Consider the following 19939-nt stretch of genomic DNA (forward strand, 5'->3'; position numbering starts at 1 on the left):
CTTATATGGTTATAAATTGATTTCTTTGATTATTGGTTTCATTATATAATTTATAATTCAAACCAGCATATCGTATATGGCACGAACTTTTAGTCCTGCATCCTCCCATTTTATATTGTCAACCTCTTTTTTGCCTTCAATCTTAAGGTGTTCGGCCATAGCAGGGTATGTACAAATTGAATAAATAGCATCAGCCATTGCATCCACATCCCAGTAGTCTGTTTTGATTACATTATGCAGAATCTCGGAACAGCCCGACTGGTAGGATATTATACTTGGAACACCGCATTGCATAGCTTCAAGAGGTGAAATACCAAATGGCTCAGATACAGAGGGCATTACATATACGTCACTTGACTTAAGCATTTCATAAACCTGTTTACCACGCAGGAAACCTGTAAAGTGGAATTTATGAGCAATACCTCTGTCAGCTACCAGACGTATCATTTGATCCATCATGTCACCGCTTCCTGCCATAACAAAACGTATATGGTCGGTTTTGCGAATTACCTGCGTTGCAGCATCTACAAAAAACTCGGGACCTTTTTGCATTGTAATCCTTCCGAGGAATGTAACTACTTTCTCAGGAACTCCTGATATTCTTTTAATTGCATCGATCTCGGGACTTAAAGGATCTACTGCATTATGAACAGTTGTGACTTTCCAGTATGGCTGATGGTAGTTTTCGATTACTGTTTTCCTTGTTAAGTTACTTACACAAATAATGTGGTCACAATTATCCATACCATCTTTCTCTATTCCATACACAATGGGATTGGGTTTTCCGCGACTTCTGTCGAATTCAGTTGCATGAACATGTATTACCATTGGTTTTCCCGTAACACTCTTTGCATGCAAGCCGGCAGGGTAGGTTAACCAGTCGTGAGCATGAATTACATCAAAATCATAAGTACGTGCAATTACACCTGCAACTATGGAGTAGTTATTTGTTTCCTCAAGAATATTGTTTGGATAACGGCCTGAAAACTCAATACATCCCAGATCATTAGTATGCATGTAGCTGAAGTCGGCATAAATGTTATCCCTCAGTTTATAATACTCCTCAGGATTCATGAACTTTTCGAGTCTTGATTTTATAGTATCATTTGATACATTCTTCCACACAACAGGTGTATTGTTGGCGCCGATGATTTTCATGAAACTCTGATCTTCATCACCCCAGGGTTTAGGAATAACAAATATGGTTTCTAAATCTTCTTGTTGCGACATACCTTTAGTTAATCCATAACTTGCTGTACCTAATCCTCCGAGTATATGTGGAGGGAACTCCCATCCAAACATCAATGCTTTCATCTGTCCTGTTTTAGTTTTTTACTTTTTCATGTTCGCTGCATACCTGAATATGATATAATCTAAAATTACACCCTGGTTATGTTATTTGTATGAGTTTATTATCTTCTGAGCTCTTAATAGCTCCCCAATGCTCATTGCAAAAGAATATCCCCCATGAGCTATAAATGGAGGGTTTGAATCATAAAATTCGGAGATAGAGCCAATACAGTCGTTTTGTATCTCGTTCTCAATACCAACCATGATTCTGTCAGCCAAAGACAAACCACCCATTTGGAATACGTTTATATAACCTTCAATATAATGGCCTAACAACCATGGAAAAGCCATTCCATTGAAATAAGCAAATTTCTTTTCATTTTCACTGCCACTGTAGTGTGGTCGGAATTTATCACTTTTAGGAGTAAGAGTACGCAGACCGCAGCTTGTTAACAGCTCTTTAGTAACAAAATCCAGAACTGATTTCTTCTGTCTTTTTTCAAGTGGTGAATAGGGAAGAGAAACCGCAAAGATCATGTTTGGACGTACATTTGGATCTTTGTAATAACCATCTACATAGTCGTATAGATACCCTGCGTCATTCATGAATGTTTTAATGAATGATTTGCCTGCCAGACTGCTTTTCTCTGCCAGTAATGCAGCTTTTTCATGGTTCCCTGTTTCATTGGCAATCTCTTCTGTGAACTTCAGAGCATTATACCAAAGAGAGTTGAACTCTACCAGATATCCTGATCTTGGGATAGCAGGACGTCCGTCAATCATAGCATTCATCCAGCTAACTGCAACTTCACGCCCATATGTTGTCAGTAATGAATCACTTTCATGAAATACCAGGTTAGGGTGCCTATTTGAGAGGATGTATTCAATTATCTCAAATAAGAATTCAGAGTACTTTTTAATGAACTGGTTCTTATTTTCAAAGTAAAACTGCTGAAGGGCCCAAACAACCCAAAGTAGGAGGTCAGGGTCATCCAGCTGTTTGATATAGCTTTTATATGGTTTATCATTCATGAAATCCCTCAAATGAGGTATTGCGGTATCCATTATATTTTCATAATCATTGGGCCTACCAACAGAGAGAGTGCAACCTGGTAGTGAAATAAACTGGTCGCGGGCTCTTACTTTGAACCATGGATATCCTGCAAGAAGATAATATTCGTCTTTATTGGGTATGTAATAAAATTGATGACTCGAGTTTTTTAGGCAGTTGTAAAAACTTGATCTGGGTGTACGTTTCTGCATCTCAAAGTTGAACTCATTTGAAAGAGTGGTGGTATCAACCAAAATGTCTCCTGCAGAGAATATTATCTCCTCCCCTTTTTTAATTGACATCTCGAAGTAACCGGGAACATAAAGATCTTCCTGGTATGTATCACCATTTTGCAGATCCTGGAGGTATTCAATATCACGATACCAATCGGGGTGGTAAACAAATTCAGGTTCCTTATTGAACTGCATAAAAAGCTCGGGATAACCGAAGTACATACATGTACTTATCCCATTCTCAACCATACGGTATGACTTGTCAACCTGATCATTTTCCCGAGTCAGTTGTGAGGCTTTCCTGAATGCTAAAAATGGTTTAAATCGTATTTTAGTAGGCGAATGAGCATCTAATAGTGTGTATCTGATCATAAGTCTGTTTTCCTTAGATGAAAACATAATTTCCTTTGATAGTATAACACCACCTATACGGTAAATAGTTTTTGGAACGCTGTCACAATTGAATTCACGTATATATTTATGACCTTTTGGATTATAATTATCACCTGCATATCTATGAATACCAAGATTGAACTCAGCACCGTGTTGTATTACTGTTTCATCTACTGAAGACAAAATAAGATGATTTTCATTATCAAGAAATGGAACAGGCATAACAAGCAAACCCTGGTATTTTGTAGTATTACATCCTGAAATTGAAGTGTTTTGATAAGCCCCTCTTCTGTTTGTTCTTAATACATTGCGGTATAAAGAATATTCGAGATTGATCATTAGATCCTTGTTAAATTTAAGATAACTCATCTTTAGGTGATTTTAATATTTTGCCCTTGTGCCGACTAATTATTGCGAAAGATAATTAAAATGTAATTATCGGGCAAGCAAAAAAAGAGATAAAAATAGCCTTCAAACATTAATGACTCTAAATTCTAAATATGTTTTATAAATTTGTGGAAGCTGTAAATTGAAAAGAGTGATAGAAAATAAAATAGATAGTTTCGAGAAGAAAAGAGTATGGCTGGCGCTATTGCCATCTATTGTTTTTGTTTCGCTGTTGTGGATTTCATTTGCAATGAACGCTGCAGGTCTTTTTGGATCGGATTTTTCACAATTTGGAATTTTACCCAGAGAAATTAAAGGGTTAAGAGGGATTGTTTTTTCACCATTTATTCACTCTTCTGTTTCACACATAGCTTCTAATACATTACCTCTATTGATCCTAATCCAGTTTCTCTTCTATTTTTATAGTAAGATAGCATTCTCAACTTTTGCATATCTGTGGTTCTTAAGTGGTATACTGACATGGATAATTGGAAGAGGTTATTATCATGTAGGAGCCAGTGGAATAGTATTTTCAATAATGTTTTTTCTCTTTTTTAGTGGTGTCTTCAGAAAATCAATTCAGTTGATAGCTGTTTCTCTCATTGTAGCATTTGTTTATGGCAGTACTGTATGGAGCATTTTTCCAATTGCCGAACTGGTAGACTCATCAATTTCATGGGAAGGTCATCTGGCAGGAACTCTGAGTGGACTTGTCATTGCAGTAGCTTTACGTCATCAAGGTCCTCAGAAGATCGAAAAAGTATGGGAGGATGAAGAAGAAAATGAATTGGATGAAATTAGTGAGAATTAAAATGTGTGGTAATTGATGAGAATAACTACTCATTTTTCTTATTTTTGTAATAAATAAATATTAAGATATATGCAAAAATTAATTAGAGCAGCAGTTGTTGGATATGGAAATATCGGCAAATACACATTAGAAACGTTAGAAAGTAGCCCTGATTTTGAAATTGCAGGAGTTGTTAGAAGAAGTTCTTCTTCTGTTTCCCCTGAGCTACAGAATTATAAAGTTGTTACATCAATAAATGATCTGCATAATGTAGATGTTGCAATACTTTGTACTCCTACAAGAAATGTTGAAAAATATGCCATAGAGTGCTTATCAGCCGGTATTAATACAGTAGATAGCTTTGATATTCACAGTAAGATATTAGAATTGCGCAACTCTTTGAATGAGTATGCGGTTAAAAATGGTGCCGTTTCAATTATTTCAGCAGGCTGGGATCCGGGAAGTGATTCTGTTATTCGTACACTTATGGAGGCTATGGCTCCAAAAGGTATCACATATACCAATTTTGGTCCCGGAATGAGTATGGGGCATACAGTTGCCGTGAAAGCTATCGATGGTGTTAAGGCTGCTCTCTCCATGACTATTCCTACAGGAACAGGTGTTCACAGAAGAATGGTTTATATCGAACTTGAAGATGGATATAATTTCCAGGAAGTTTCCCAGTCGATAAAAGCTGATGATTACTTCGCTCATGATGAGACTCATGTTTTCCAGGTGGATGATGTTGAAGCTCTTAAGGATATGGGGCATGGTGTACTTATGGAAAGAAAAGGGGCGTCGGGAGAAACGCAGAATCAACAATTTAAATTTGATATGAGGATTAACAATCCTGCTCTTACAGCCCAGGTATTGGTTAGTGCAGCACGAGCAACACTAAGGCAGTCACCAGGTGCATATACTATGATTGAAATACCGGTTGTAGATTTACTGCCGGGTGAAAAAGAGCTGTGGATTAAGAAATTAGTATAAGTTCTTTAGTCTGAAATAATATATCTTTTACGGTTACAGGCTAAATATTTTGATTCCCTCATTAAATATTGCCGTTTTGGTTTTACTTACCTTGACGGTCTGAGTTATTATTAACTGTCAAAGAAATAAATTTCATTATCTTTGTAAAAAAATGTATTCTAATGGACATATTACTTTCTGTAACCTGGAATGTCGACCCCACACTTTTTAATCTGTTTGGTCGCGAAATACGATGGTATGGCCTTTTATGGGTTGTTGGTCTGCTGGTAGCAGTATATATTGTACAGAAAATTTTCAAGAAGGAGGATCTTCCCGAAAAGTGGTTCGATTCACTTTTTGTATATATGATTGTAGGTATCATTGTGGGTGCCCGACTTGGTCATTGTCTCTTTTATGAACCCGGATACTATCTTTCTAATCCATTAGAAATTCTGAAGGTATGGGAAGGAGGACTTGCAAGTCATGGTGGAGTGATTGGAATTATAATTGCCGTTTGGCTCTATTCACGTAAGGTAACCAAACAGAGTATGTTGTGGACTTTCGACAGGGTTATGGTCCCAACAGGCTTCACTTCAGCGATGATTCGATTGGGTAATCTTATGAATCATGAGATTTATGGTGGCCCTACCGACCGCCCATGGGGTTTCCGTTTTGTAGATAACCTTTATCCATGGATGAACGGTGCGGAGCCTATTTATACTGAGCCTTCACACCCGACTCAGATATATGAAGCACTGGCATATCTGGTTGTTTTTGGTATTACTATGTATCTCTATTATAACACAAATGCAAAAGATAGAAAGGGTCTAATAACAGGAGTTGGGATTTTTGTAATTTTCCTGTTCAGATTCTTTGTTGAGTTTGTAAAGAATGTCCAGGTAGAAGAAGAGTATTCAATGATAGAGAGTACAGGCTTGAATTTAGGTCAATGGCTTAGTATCCCCTTTATTATTTGGGGCTTATGGCTTATCATAAATGCTGTGAGGAAGCCTGCAGTAGTTGCTGATACACCTAAACAATCACAAATGTTTAAACCAAAACAGAAAACAAAAAAGAAATAAAATATATATCATAAACAGTATTAGGACCACTGAACTATATGTGTAAACCGCTTGAAATTGAGAAGGATATCTTTTATGTTGGTGTGAACGACCGCACCAAACATCTTTTTGAAAGTTTATGGCCTTTGCCAAATGGAGTCTCCTATAATTCTTATTTGATTGTTGACGAAAAAGTAGCATTGATAGATACAGTTGACATTTGCTACTCTGATGTATTCTTCAGGAAGATTACATCACTGCTTGGCGACAGACCAATAGATTATCTTGTTGTAAATCATATGGAACCGGACCACTCAGGATCTATAGGATTATTAGTAAATAAATACCCTGATATCAGCATTGTTGGAAATAAACGTACGATAGAGATGCTTAAAGGGTATTATGGAGTTACAAATAACCTGGTTGAGATTCTTGATCTTGATACTCTTAATCTGGGTAAATATAATCTAAAGTTTTATCTTACACCAATGGTGCATTGGCCGGAGACAATGATGACATACCTACAGGAAATGAACACTCTATTCAGTGGTGATGCATTTGGTACATTCGGGGCTATTGATGGTGGAGTACTGGATAGTCAGACTCGTATAGAAAAGTATTGGGATGAGATGATAAGGTATTACTCTAACATAGTTGGAAAATTTGGATCTCCTGTACAGACAGCACTAAAAAAACTCTCTGGTGTTGAAATAGATATGATTTGTTCAACACATGGACCGGTGTGGACCAAAAACGGAAGAATTAATGAAGTAATCAGTTTATATGATAAGCTAAGCAAGTATGATGCTGATAGCGGACTGGTTATAGTTTATGGTAGTATGTATGGAAATACCGCAGAGTTAGCTGATACAATTGCGGTTTCAGCATCACAAAATGGTGTTAAGGATATCGTTATACACAATGTTTCTAAGAGTCATGAGTCAGATATCATCAGGGATGTATTTAAATATAAAGGTCTGATAATTGGATCACCTACATATAACAATAAGCTTTATCCTGCCGTGGAAAGTGTTGTAACATCTTTGCAAAACAGGAACCTGAAAAATAGATATTTTGGTTATTTTGGTGGATTCTCATGGTCTGATGCATCTGAAAGATTGCTGAAATCATTTGCCGAAGAGATGAATTTTGAAGTGGTTGCATCTCCTGTAGTTATAAAGCAGGGTATGCTGGATGAGGTTTATGAAAAAGCTAATAATCTGGGAATGATGATGGCTAAGAAATTAAACAGTGATAATTCAAAATAAATAATTACATATACAAGTTATGAGACTTATTATTCAACCTGATGCCAATCAAATGGCACAATGGGCTGCAAACTACATTGCAGCAAAAATTAATAGTGCAGAACCAACAGCTGAAAATCCTTTTGTATTGGGTTTACCTACAGGTTCTTCTCCTCTTAATACATACAAAGCTCTTATTAAGCTTTATGAAAGAGGCGTAGTATCTTTTGAGAATGTTGTAACATTTAATATGGATGAATATATCGGTCTGGAAGCAGATCACCCACAAAGCTATCATACTTTTATGTGGGATAACTTCTTTAATCATATCGATATTAAGAAGGAAAATGTTCATATTTTAGATGGTATGGCTAAGGATCCTGAAGCAGAATGTGCTGCTTATGAGAAAGCTATCAAAGATGCAGGAGGTATTGATCTGTTTTTAGGAGGTATAGGACCTGACGGTCATATTGCTTTTAATGAACCAGGCTCTTCACTGAGCTCACGCACAAGGGTGAAAACACTTACCACTGATACAGTTATAGCAAATTCAAGATTCTTCGATAACGATGTTAATAAAGTTCCTAAAACTGCACTTACTGTAGGAGTAGGTACTGTACTTGATGCTAAGGAAGTTCTGATTCTTGTAAATGGTATTCATAAAGCAAGAGCATTGTATCATGCAGTTGAAGGTCCTGTTACTCAAATGTGGACAATCAGTGCTCTGCAATTACATGAAAAAGGTATAATTGTATGTGATTATGATGCATGTAGTGAATTACAGGTGAAAACATATAAATACTTCCTTGACATTGAGCATGATAATCTAGATCCGGATTCTCTTTTTAAATAGGAATAAAAATGAATCATTAAAGTTAAATTTAAGTATTGTTTTAAGGGTGTAGAAGTTTTTCTACACCCTTTTTTTTATCTTGCAGTTAACTTTTATATTTGATATTTAACAGATATACAGTCGATTACAATGAACAACTGCTTAGTATCGTTTGTTCACCGATTATAATCACAGTGTAATTCATTAATATAAATGGGATGAAGTCTATTTTGCTTATACTAATTTCATTCTTAATATCAACGTTCACCCTAAAAGATACAGTGCCCAGAGCAAATTCAGAATCAATGGTTGATTCTGATATTATGGTTGTTGATTTTAAACAGCTTCAGCCTTTTCTTGAGATAGATAATGATACAATTTATGTTGTTAATTTTTGGGCTACATGGTGTGGTCCGTGTGTTAGAGAAATTCCATATTTTGAGCAATTAAGAGATAAATATGAGGGTGAAAATCTGAAAATAGTTATGGTTAGCTTAGATATGTCTGACGATCTGGATACCAGAGTTATTCCATTCATGAGAAAATACGATATGAAAAATAAAGTGCTTTTATTGGATGACCCGCAATCTAACCGTTGGATTCCACTTGTGGATGAAAAATGGACAGGTGCAATACCTGCAACCCTTATTTATGGAAATGGATTCCGAGAGTTTTATGCAAAGGAATTTACATTTTCAGAATTGGATAAGATTATAAAACCATTATTGTCAAACTAACATTTTAAATAAGCAGTTATGAAAAGAAAGTTACTTGTTCTTGCTCTGCTTTCAATGATTTATTTTTCATTGATTGCCCAGCCCATTCCAGTAGGTTCTCAGGCGCCCGACTTCTCTTTAAAAAATGTTGATGGAACAACTGTTTCGTTATCAGACTATGCAAATGAAAAAGGGGTTATGGTAATATTTTCTTGCAACCCTTGTCCTTATGTTCAAGCTTATGAAGATCGTATGATTGCGCTACATCATGAGTTTGCACCACAGGGGTATCCTGTTGTATTTATCAATCCCAATGATGCAGTACAGCAGCCGGAAGATTCAATTGAGAAGATGAAAGAGAGGGCAGCAGAGAAGAATTATCCATTTCCATACCTGAAAGATGAAAATCAGGAGGTTTATCAAGCATATGGTGCCACACGCACACCGGAAATCTTTCTTCTTAAAAATGAGGGAGGCAGCTTTACCGTTGCTTATACCGGAACAGTTGATGACAACTACAAAGATGCTTCAGCGGTAGAAGAAGCTTTCGCAGCAAATGCTGTAAAAGCATTACTTGCCGGGAATAATCCTGATCCAGCTTCTACAGTTGCAATTGGCTGTGGTATAAAGAAAAAGAATTAAGCGTTTTAGGTTATATTTCGCAGAATACATATGCGGCTAAATCCGTCAGTACGATTAATCATTTAAAATTGGATTAATGTGTTGACGGATTTATTTTATTTAGCTCGACCATAAATCTCTGTACTCATCAGGGCTTTTGCGAAATTTAGCAAGAATATAGGGACATGATGGATTTACCTTATACCCCTTTTCGCGTGCATAGTCAACCATTTCGTTGAACAATCTGCCCGCTATACCCTGTCCTTCAAGTTCGGGACGTACACCTGTATGATATGCATCAAGTATATTGTCTTCAATTTTAAAATCTAGTTCGGCAATCTGTCTGCCATCTTTCTCAATAAAAAATCTACCTTTGTTATCATCTATTTTTCTTTGAATATCCATCATTGTTCTATATTAAAGAAGATTCATAACTGAACCTTCGGTTATATATCGATAAACATCAGTACATTTGTATTTGTTGACTGGAAAGAGTCTCTTTAACATTGTATGATAATTATAAAATTCTTTTTTATAATCTTACTAAATATTACCTTTGAAATTATCTAATTAATTGGAACGAACAACTATATAGAGTTAAACTTATAAATATTAAAATGAAATACTTTCTAATTGGTTTTATATCCAGCTTTTTCTATCTATATTCAACATATGCTTCTACAGTTGATACAGTAAATGTATTTAGTGCATCAATGAACAAAAACATAAAGAGTGTTGTAGTTAAACCTGACTCATACAACAGACAGCAAGATCAGCCGGTCCTCTATCTTTTACACGGTTATAGTGACAGATATGATGCATGGATAAAAAAAGTACCTTCAGTTAAAGAGCTATCAGATCTTCATGATATAATTATTGTATGTCCCGATGGAGGATTTAATAGCTGGTACTGGGATAGCCCAATAGATGAAAAGTATCAATATGAAACCTTTGTTGTAAAAGAGCTTGTTAACTGGATAGATGAAAATTATAACACAATCTCTTCAAGGGAAGGGCGTGCAATAACTGGTCTAAGTATGGGAGGTCATGGAGGTTTATACTTAGCTTTCAGGAATCAGGATCTGTTTGGTGCTTGCGGTAGTATGAGTGGGGGAGTTGATATACGTCCTTTTCCCAATAATTGGGACATGTCAAATTATATAGGCAAACAGTCTGAAAATCCTGACTACTGGAAGGAATATACAGTAATGGGTTTATTGCATCTGTTAACTCCAAATAGACTGAAGATTATTATAGATTGCGGGACAAATGATTTCTTTTACGAAGTAAATGAGCGATTACACAAAGAGTTGCAATATAGAAATATCCCACATGACTATATAACTCGTCCTGGTGGTCATACCTGGGAATATTGGAACAATGCGATAAAATATCAAATGCTCTTCTTTAGTGAGTATTTTAAAAAATAGTGATTTATACCAAAAATCAGACTTCTATGATATCATATAGAAAAATATATATTGTACTTTTTCTTCTGAATGTAAGTATTGTCGTTTTAGCAGCTTCGACAACTACTTTTAAATTTGCACTGGTAACTGATACACATATTGGTAGTCCGGATAATAACGAAGATCTTATACGGACGGTTGAGGATATAAATTCAATATCTGAGATATCATTTGTAATTGTCTCGGGAGATGTTACTGAATTTGGTTCATTTGAAGAGCTAAAGAGAGCAAAAGATATTCTTGATAATTTGAAAGTTCCATATTATTCAATTCCAGGAAATCACGATGCTAATTGGTCTGAAAGCGGGACAAACGATTTTTTAAGAGTCTTCGGTAATGAGACATTCGGATTTGAGTATAAGGGGTACAAATTCATTGGATTAGCATCGGGTCCGAATATGAGAATGAGTCCGGGACAGATACCCAGAGAAAACCTTACATGGTTTTTTGATGAACTGGAGAATACCAGCAAGGAAACGCCGATCATTTATATAAACCATTATCCAATGGATGAGGGTTTAAATAATTGGTTTGAAGTAATGGATGCACTTAGACCATATAATGTTAAATTAATGCTCTGTGGCCATGGTCATACTAATAGAGCTATGAATTTCGAAGGAGTAAATGCGGCGATGTGCAGATCTAACCTGCGTGCAGGTAAAGAGTATGGAGGGTATAATATAATAACAGTTGACTCTGATTCTATTTACTTTCAAGAACGTATTGTTACGAAAGAAACAAATACACCATGGCTTGCATATTCTTTATCTCAAAAGCCTAATTGGGTTGATAACCCTCCACGACCAGATTATACAATTAATACAAACCATCCATATGCTTCTGAAGTATGGAGTATACAAGAAGAAAGTGATATGGGTAGTGGAATGGCATTTAAAAACAATGTACTCTATTATACAAATACAAAAGGTGAGATAAAAGCAGTGAATGCTTCTGACGGTTCAGAGTTATGGAGTTATAAAACCGAAGGTAAAATTTATTCAACGCCTTACGTATATAATGATCTGGTCTGGTGTGCATCTTCTGATACTTATTTATATGGAATAAATAAAGATAATGGTAAAGAGATATTTAAGCTGAAAAATAATAAAGCTGTAGTCTCTTCACCGGTTTGTACTGATGATAAAGTAATACTATCAGGTGGTGATGGCTATTGCAGAGCATGGAATGTGTTCTCAGGAGAGAAAGTTTGGGAATTTGACAGTGTTAAAAATTTTGTAGTGACAAGACCAGCTGTAAATGATGGTATATTGTTCTTTGGTAGTTGGGGTAATGAATTTTATGCACTGAATGTTGAAAATGGTAAACCAAAATGGATTTGGAATAATGGTCATACAAACAGGATGCTATCACCTGCACAAGTATATCCTGTTATAACAAATGGAAGAGTTTACCTGGCTTCACCAGACAGATTTATGACTGTGCTTGACGAGAAAACCGGAGAGGTAATATGGCGTTATAATGACCCTGATAATAGAGTCAGGGAGTCTATTGGTGTTTCAGAAGATGGAGCTACTGTTTATGCTAAAACGATGGATGGGAATATTATAGCTATTGATGCTACTTTACCTGAAAGAAGAATCAAATGGGTTTCATCAGGTGAGAATATGGGATATGAACTTGCACCCACTGCACTGGTTGAGAAGGATGGGGTAGTGTATGCACCAACTGACAAAGGTAATATTTATGCATTTGCAGCTTCTGATGGTAAATTTCTTTGGAAGTATAGAATATCAAATGGCTTGATTAATATGATTTTGCCAACTGATAATAGAGAACTTTATGTTTCTGCAATGGATGGTAGACTAGTTAAGCTAAGAATTAGCCGTTGATTATCTGGACTGGCTTATCCTACATCTACAATTTTTCCTGTTTTCACATAGAAAACATATCCTTTTACATTGAGATATCCCATTTCTTCTATTGATTTTACGTATCTCTGAACCTGGCGTTTGTATTTACTCTCCTCAGATTCTCCAAACTTATAATCAACTATTATAACCTCATCCTGAGAAATCATTACTCTGTCAGGGCGACTGAATCCTTTTTGCGGATGTAGAATCTGAGCCTCATTCAATACATCATATTTTCCGCTATACCAATCTGAGACAAGTGGAACAGATAGATAATCAGTTAGATCGTTTGTGATTTTTTCCAACTCACTTTCGTTGATTTCTCCTTCAAACAGTTTCTTTTGAACAGCTTGTGGAATATCGGAGATAGTTTTGATGTCACTTACTATCTTATGCATAAGTGTTCCGTAATCTCTACTGCCATCATCACTAAAAAATCCAATGGAGTTGAGCCTTAGTTTAAGTCTGTCATTAAATGGAATAGAGTGCCATCTACCTGTTTTATAAGTTTGAACTTCTATTTCTGATTTAACATCTTTGATCTTTTCCGGAGTACCTAATTCAAATACTGATTCAGTATTGCCTTCACATTTGTTTATCTCAGAAAGATTACTGCTGATTATTGTTTCACGTAATAAATGAGATACATTACTCAGTTTTTCAATCTTATCTTTATATGGAGCAAAGAGAATAAGTCGGTGCTTTGCTCTCGTAAAAGCAACATACAGAAGATTCAAATTATCGATATATGTAAACATCTTTTCCTCAAGATAATCTCTTCTGAAAATTGTGTCAGACAATTTCTTATTATACTTCAATGGAACCACCCCGATAAAGTTAAATGGAGAAACCTCAGGTTTGCACCATATAATATCGTTGTTTCTTGTATGGTCTAATTCCCAATTAACGAAAGGCATAATAACAGCACCAAATCCAAGTCCTTTTGACTTGTGAATAGTTATAAGTCTGATAGCATCTTGCCCTTCAGGAGAATATAAAGCTTTATTGCAACCTTTTTCTTCCCACCAATCAAGAAAAGCATTAAGATCAGCAGACTTGTCTTCACTAAACTTTAGTGCTATGTCAAGAAATGCCTGAATATATGCTTTTTCATTTTCATCTGTTTCACTAGTAAACAAAGAGAAATAACTCTCGATCATATCATAAAAAGGCATTGATGAGAGCTCAGCTATTTTATTTCTGTATTCTTCAGGAAACTCTCCTTTAGTCTCTTCCCGATAAGCTTTTATAGCTTCAGCAGGTGAGTACTTATACATGTATCTGAAAAACTCGTATACAGCACTCATTTTGTATAATTCGTCGCTGGGGTTATGGAAGTGATACATAAGTGCTACAGCTGATTTGATACTTTGAGCACTACCTAAAAGTAATGCTTCGTTTGAAATTATATCATATCTGTAACGAGAGTCAGGGTTATCCTCTTTATATTTTAGTAGTTTCTCGGCTACCTGAACAGCTTCTTTGTTTGAACGAACAACCACAGCTATATCTTTAAGTGAAAAGCCTTGATCCTGAAGAGACTCTATTTCATATGGCAGTCGCTCAAGAGCTTCGGATTCCCAATCACTATCTTTATCATCTTTTAGGAAAGTGATTTTTACATGTCCACTACTATCCTTTATCTTTTCCGGCAAATGTTGATGAACATCGGTATAGGCACTTGAAATCTGATTTGACCAGCCTTCTTCATCAATGGAATTTGATTCATTGTAATAATCCTGCAATATATATGGAGCTTCGTTGAAGAAGAAGTTGTTAAACTCTACAATCGCAGCATCACTCCGCCAGTTAGTATCCAGTACATGTTTCCTGATATAATCACTCGAGAAATCCTTTTCTACCTGCTCCTCCAGTAAACGCCAGTCTGAGTTCCTAAATCGATAGATACTCTGCTTTACATCACCAACAATCAGGTTGAAGTTTCCAGATGATAAACTTTCATCAACAAGTGGCTTAAAATTAGTCCACTGCATTCTGGAAGTGTCCTGAAACTCATCAATCATATAGTTCGTGATCCTCGTCCCGGTCTTTTCATAAATAAAGGGAGAATCGGTACCCGATATTATATCATTCAAAAGCTCGGTAGTATCAGAAAGCAGCAGAGTATTATTTTCCTGTTGAAGCTTACGTAGTCTGTTTTTAATATCATTCAGAATTCCTAAGGTAAAATAGTTTTGCAGAATACATTTTGCAGTAAGGTAGAAAGTATTATTTTCATACATCTTTATAACTTGCCTTACACACTCATTCAGGCCTGAATTGTAAGCATTCTCAATTTTTAGAATTATGTCTTTTGGAGTTGTCTTAGTATACCAACTCTCTGGGTTATCTAGGAATTCCAAGAATGTTTTTGTCAAATCAGGAATCTCACCATTAGCAATTTTTGCAAATTTAAAGAACTGCGAAGTGCCTGCACCTCTAAAATTAGATGGAGAAAGATCACAGCTTTCTATAATTGAAACTGCTCTGAGCCCAATATTTTTCAACTCAATTTCATACTCCCTGATTATCCTGATCAGAATTGTTTTATATTCAGACAGCTGTTCTTTATTCTGTAATACAGCTTGCTCCTCTTTGCTAAAAGATTTATATGTTTCATTGAAAAGTTGTTCTGAGAGATCCATAACCTCTCTATCAATCTTCCAGCTTTTACCTTCCTCTATACTGTCCTGCATGAACTGCAACAGCCACTCAGCCAGTTGTTTGTTTTCTGGTCTATCCAATTCAGACAACATGAGGTCAACTGTCTCCATTAACAATGAAGAGTGCTCAACTTCTATATTATAACCACCAGCTAGTCCCATTTCGCGGGTAAAAGCTCTCATTGTCTGTTGGAAAAACTTATCTATTGTACTAATAGAGAATGCGGAATAGTCATGCAGAATTGTTTCAAGAATTCTTCTTGCAGTTGAACGGACTGTGGACTCTTTTAATGAGAAGTTTCTCATTAACTCGTTTAAATAGGCAGAGTCTCTTCCTGATGAGAGTAAATGAAGTTCTTCAACAATTCGCGACTTCATCTCATCAGTAGCTTTGTTCGTAAAAGTTACTGCCAGAATATGTCTATGATTATTTGGCTGAGCAAAGAGCAGATGCAAATATTCTCCCGTTAGCCTGTGTGTTTTTCCTGAACCCGCAGAAGCTTTAATAATATGCAGATGCTGCAATTCATATGGTGACTTATCTGTCATAATTCATTCCTTCAAATCCGTCGCGATTTTATGTACCCCTCTTTCTGTAAAATATCAAGTACTTTTTCACGATGATCTCCCTGGATAATTATCTCTCCATCTTTAGCTGATCCACCTACACCACATTTAGTTTTTAACAACTTGCCCAACTCTTTCAAGTCTTCTTCATTACCTGAGAAGCCTGTGATAAGTGTAACAGATTTTCCATTTCGGTTGCGTTTATCCAGACTGATGCGCAACAATTGCTTCTCTTTAGGCAAGGTTTCAGAGATCTCTTCACCCTCTTTATTATAGTGATAATCGGGGTTAGTTGAGTAAACAATATCGAGTCTTTTTTTCCAGTCGTTCATATGATATTTGCATAAAATGTGATTAACAAAGATATGTTTTTTTGAGAATAGATTAAAGTCAAATGGGGAGTATCTCCGAAAAAAAGTGTAATTTAGTAACTCTATTAAAAATAAAGAATATGACAGGCAAAGTTAAAGTACATTGTTTGAATACTGACGAACATAAAGAAATACCAATAGGTACATCATTGGTTGATTTAATTAAAGAGTTTAATGTCAAATCGCCCTATTTAATAACAAACGCTAGAGTTAACAATAAAACGGAATCTCTCACATACAGGGTATACAGACCAAAGAAAGTAGAGTTTGTGGATTTAACCGACTCATCTGCCATGCGTACCTATGTAAGATCACTTTGCTTTATTCTAGCAAAGGCCGTTGACGATATAATGCCAAATGCGAAAACATATCTCGAACATGCTGTTTCTAAAGGATATTATTTTCAGATTGAGTCTGACATGCCTGTTGGTGAACATGAGCTGAATGCTATTCGTAACAGAATGAAGGAAATAGTAGAGGCAAATTTACCATTCGAGCAAGTAGAAGAAGAGACGGAGAAAGTGGTTGAACTTTTCCGTAGTCTGGGCTTGGATGATAAAGCCCAGTTACTTGAAACATCCGATATGCTATACGCACGTTATTCTAAACTTGATGGGTATATCGACTATTTTTATGGAAGTCTTACACCTACAACAGGATATATTACAATTTTTGATATTCAGCCTCATAATGGAGGATTCCTACTGAGGGTGCCAAACAGACAAAACCCGGTTGAACTGGAGCCGGAAGTTAAACAGGAGAAACTTCTAAATGTATATCGTGAACATCTTAATTTCTTAAAGATTAGTCGTCTCGACAATGTAGGAGATCTAAACAGAGCAATCAGAGAAGACCGGGTATATGAGGTGATTCAGGTTGCAGAAGCATATCAGTCAATGCAGATCAACGATATTGCGAAAGAGATCTCAAAAAGATTTAATGATGGAGTTAAAGTGGTATTTATATCAGGTCCATCCTCTTCAGGTAAAACTACATTCCGAAAGCGCCTTGAAGTGCAACTGATGGTGAATCTTTTAAAACCTGTAGGTATTTCGCTTGATGACTATTTCGTGAATCGTGATAATACTCCACTTGATGAGAATGGAGAAAAAGATTACGAATCACTGTATGCTCTGGATCTGGAGTTGTTTGAAGATCATATGCTTAAACTTATGAGCAGCGAGACAGTTGAGTTGCCAACCTATAATTTTGTTACAGGTAAGAGAGAGTATCGTGGTAATTTTCTGAAAATGGATAATAATAGTATACTAATTATTGAAGGTATACATGGACTAAATCCTAAGCTGACCGAACATATTCCAGAAGATATGAAATTTAAAATTTACGTTTCTGCTCTAACTACTATCTCACTTGACGACCACAACTGGATTCCTGCATCTGACAACAGACTTATTCGTCGTATAGTGCGTGATTATAGATATCGTGGCTATTCTGCACAGACCACAATCTCCAGGTGGGATAGTGTTCGCCATGGAGAAGATAAATGGATTTTCCCATTCCAGGAAAATGCAGATGTTATGTTTAACTCAGCTATGATATATGAACTTGCCGCAATCAGAAGACATGCCGAACCTATTCTTATGCAGGTACCACGCACAGTACCTGAGTATTCAGAAGCATATCGTCTGCTGAAGTTTCTTGGCTATTTTAATTATATAACAGATAGGGAATTGCCTCCAACTTCGCTGCTCAGAGAGTTTCTAGGAGGTAGCAGTTTCAGGTATTAAAGCTACTTTAATATTCATTTTATTTTTTCATTGCAAATTTTTCACTTTAAAATAGTAAAAAGTATTGACTTATTTTATAGTAATAAATTAATGAATAACGATGTAATTTGCGCGATATCAACTCCTCCCGGTATGGGTGCAATAGCTACTGTACGTCTTTCAGGTGAAGGATGCATAGCTTTGACTGATAAGGTTTTTTTATCACCTTCAGGGAAAAAACTAATAGAGTCAAAAGCCAACAGAGTACATTTCGGGAGAATCATATACAATAATGAAATCCTCGATGAGGTACTTGTAACCATCTTCCATTCTCCACATTCATTTACAGGAGAGGAGAGTGTTGAGATATCCTGTCACGGTTCAGTATATATACAGCAAAAATTGGTTGAATTACTTCTGGAACAGGGCGCCCGGTTAGCAACTGCAGGAGAATTCACTCGACGTGCCTTTCAAAACGGGAAGTTTGATTTGAGTCAGGCCGAAGCTGTTGCCGACCTTATAGCATCAGAGTCAAAGTCCTCTCACAGGGTAGCAATGAACCAGATGCGCGGTGGTTTTGCTCGTAAACTTGCAGACTTGCGCGATAAGCTACTTCAATTTGCATCTTTGATTGAGCTGGAACTCGACTTCTCAGAAGAGGATGTTGAGTTTGCCAACAGAGATCACCTTTATAATCTTACTTTAGAAATTGAAAAAGAAATTGATAGTTTAGCCAATTCATTTCAGCTTGGTAATGCAATTAAGAGTGGAATACCTGTAGCTATAATAGGTGAAACAAATGCAGGAAAATCAACACTTTTAAACTTGCTTCTGAACGAAGACAAAGCGATTGTAAGTGATATACATGGTACCACGCGCGATGTGATAGAAGATGTCGTAAATATCAATGGAGTTACGTTCAGATTTATTGATACAGCAGGAATTAGGCAAACATCTGATGTAGTTGAAACAATGGGGATAGAGCGTACATTCCAGAAAATAGAACAGGCCTCAATCATACTTTGGATGATTGATACAACTACACCTATTGACAAAATCGAAACACTGGCAGAGTCAATTCTTCCAAAACTAAAAGATAAACAGGTTATTATTCTGTTCAACAAAGCTGATCTGCTTTCTGAAGGTCAAGAAAATAAATTCCAATTATTATTTCCAGACCTGGATGCAGAAAAACTGTTTATTTCAGCAAAGAAGCAACAAAATACCGATCATTTGCAGGAGCTTCTAATTGAAAAGGCTGGTATACCTTCAATTAGTGAAGATGATGTTATAGTCACAAACCTTCGACACTATGAAGCACTTAAAAAAGCACTTGATGCAATACAAAGAGTAATTGAAGGATTGGATGTTGGAATCACTCACGATTTTCTTGCACAGGATATACGTGAATGTATGTTCTATCTGGGTGAAATAACAGGACAGATTTCAACCGATGAAATATTGGGAAATATTTTCAGTAAATTTTGTATCGGAAAGTAAACCTATATTTTCAATAAGAAACAAACATCAAAAGAACATCTAAAAAACAGAAATAATGTAGTTGATAATTAGTGTTTTAGGAATGTTCAAAATATTCCTGAAATATCTGCTTTGTTTCTTTTGTTATTCCAATATTTGTTATAAATTTGTTGCCAGTCTGTTACTCGAAACAAAATAAGTA

16 protein-coding genes are annotated in these 19939 nt (G+C 36.0%); 11 read left to right on the forward strand and 5 right to left on the reverse strand.

The window, feature by feature from the left end:
- Positions 1-57: 57 nt before the first annotated feature.
- Together BN1354_RS01745 and BN1354_RS01750 are read right to left on the reverse strand one after the other, a co-directional pair.
- Positions 58-1314 carry a glycosyltransferase gene (locus BN1354_RS01745; protein WP_053826044.1) on the reverse strand — a complete coding sequence of 419 codons (1257 nt, stop codon included), beginning with the start codon at positions 1312-1314 and terminating at the stop codon, positions 58-60.
- An 81-nt stretch (positions 1315-1395) separates the two neighbouring features.
- The gene (locus BN1354_RS01750) at positions 1396-3336 is read right to left on the reverse strand and encodes a glycogen debranching enzyme N-terminal domain-containing protein (protein WP_045089983.1); all 1941 of its coding nucleotides are present in this window, start codon (positions 3334-3336) and stop codon (positions 1396-1398) included.
- Positions 3337-3505: 169 nt separating this feature from the next.
- Between BN1354_RS01750 and BN1354_RS01755 the strand changes: the two genes are divergently transcribed.
- From BN1354_RS01755 to BN1354_RS01785, 7 genes are all read left to right on the forward strand, one after another.
- Positions 3506-4165 carry a rhomboid family intramembrane serine protease gene (locus BN1354_RS01755; RefSeq protein ID WP_052673285.1) on the forward strand — a complete coding sequence of 220 codons (660 nt, stop codon included), beginning with the start codon at positions 3506-3508 and terminating at the stop codon, positions 4163-4165.
- Between the two features lie 69 nt (positions 4166-4234).
- The gene (locus tag BN1354_RS01760) at positions 4235-5134 is read left to right on the forward strand and encodes a diaminopimelate dehydrogenase (protein ID WP_053826045.1); all 900 of its coding nucleotides are present in this window, start codon (positions 4235-4237) and stop codon (positions 5132-5134) included.
- Positions 5135-5295: 161 nt separating this feature from the next.
- Positions 5296-6195 carry a prolipoprotein diacylglyceryl transferase gene (gene lgt / locus BN1354_RS01765; RefSeq protein ID WP_394331717.1) on the forward strand — a complete coding sequence of 300 codons (900 nt, stop codon included), beginning with the start codon at positions 5296-5298 and terminating at the stop codon, positions 6193-6195.
- A gap of 38 nt (positions 6196-6233) precedes the next feature.
- Complete coding sequence (locus BN1354_RS01770; RefSeq protein ID WP_045089981.1) at positions 6234-7442, forward strand: FprA family A-type flavoprotein; 1209 nt, start codon at positions 6234-6236, stop codon at positions 7440-7442.
- A 19-nt stretch (positions 7443-7461) separates the two neighbouring features.
- A complete protein-coding gene (gene nagB, locus BN1354_RS01775; RefSeq protein WP_045089980.1) occupies positions 7462-8274 on the forward strand; it encodes a glucosamine-6-phosphate deaminase in 813 nt (270 codons plus the stop codon).
- A gap of 197 nt (positions 8275-8471) precedes the next feature.
- Positions 8472-8990 (forward strand): TlpA family protein disulfide reductase, encoded by a 519-nt coding sequence (locus BN1354_RS01780; protein WP_053826046.1) that lies wholly within the window; start codon positions 8472-8474, stop codon positions 8988-8990.
- 18 nt (positions 8991-9008) lie between these two features.
- Entirely contained in the window at positions 9009-9611 is a 603-nt protein-coding gene (locus tag BN1354_RS01785) for a thioredoxin family protein (RefSeq protein WP_074010697.1), read from the forward strand.
- Between the two features lie 99 nt (positions 9612-9710).
- Here BN1354_RS01785 and BN1354_RS01790 read toward each other — a convergent pair whose 3' ends face one another.
- Positions 9711-9998, reverse strand: a complete 288-nt coding sequence (locus BN1354_RS01790) for a GNAT family N-acetyltransferase (RefSeq protein ID WP_045089977.1) — start codon at positions 9996-9998, stop codon at positions 9711-9713.
- A gap of 203 nt (positions 9999-10201) precedes the next feature.
- Between BN1354_RS01790 and BN1354_RS01795 the strand changes: the two genes are divergently transcribed.
- Both BN1354_RS01795 and BN1354_RS01800 read left to right on the forward strand, forming a co-directional pair.
- Entirely contained in the window at positions 10202-11020 is an 819-nt protein-coding gene (locus BN1354_RS01795) for an alpha/beta hydrolase (protein ID WP_394331723.1), read from the forward strand.
- Positions 11021-11046: 26 nt separating this feature from the next.
- A complete protein-coding gene (locus BN1354_RS01800; RefSeq protein ID WP_053826048.1) occupies positions 11047-12909 on the forward strand; it encodes an outer membrane protein assembly factor BamB family protein in 1863 nt (620 codons plus the stop codon).
- 14 nt (positions 12910-12923) lie between these two features.
- On the opposite strand, the gene BN1354_RS01805 is transcribed toward BN1354_RS01800, so the two are convergent.
- Together BN1354_RS01805 and BN1354_RS01810 are read right to left on the reverse strand one after the other, a co-directional pair.
- Positions 12924-16142 carry a UvrD-helicase domain-containing protein gene (locus BN1354_RS01805; RefSeq protein WP_053826049.1) on the reverse strand — a complete coding sequence of 1073 codons (3219 nt, stop codon included), beginning with the start codon at positions 16140-16142 and terminating at the stop codon, positions 12924-12926.
- Positions 16143-16153: 11 nt separating this feature from the next.
- Positions 16154-16492 carry a translation initiation factor gene (locus tag BN1354_RS01810; protein WP_045089973.1) on the reverse strand — a complete coding sequence of 113 codons (339 nt, stop codon included), beginning with the start codon at positions 16490-16492 and terminating at the stop codon, positions 16154-16156.
- A gap of 119 nt (positions 16493-16611) precedes the next feature.
- Here BN1354_RS01810 and BN1354_RS01815 point away from each other — a divergent pair, with 119 nt between their 5' ends.
- Together BN1354_RS01815 and mnmE are read left to right on the forward strand one after the other, a co-directional pair.
- Entirely contained in the window at positions 16612-18279 is a 1668-nt protein-coding gene (locus BN1354_RS01815; protein WP_053826386.1) for a uridine kinase family protein, read from the forward strand.
- 90 nt (positions 18280-18369) lie between these two features.
- The gene (gene mnmE / locus BN1354_RS01820) at positions 18370-19758 is read left to right on the forward strand and encodes a tRNA uridine-5-carboxymethylaminomethyl(34) synthesis GTPase MnmE (protein ID WP_053826050.1); all 1389 of its coding nucleotides are present in this window, start codon (positions 18370-18372) and stop codon (positions 19756-19758) included.
- Positions 19759-19939: the final 181 nt, after the last annotated feature.

Origin of the sequence: Lascolabacillus massiliensis, from assembly GCF_001282625.1 — a bacterium.
In the GTDB taxonomy this organism is placed as follows: domain Bacteria; phylum Bacteroidota; class Bacteroidia; order Bacteroidales; family Dysgonomonadaceae; genus Proteiniphilum; species Proteiniphilum massiliensis.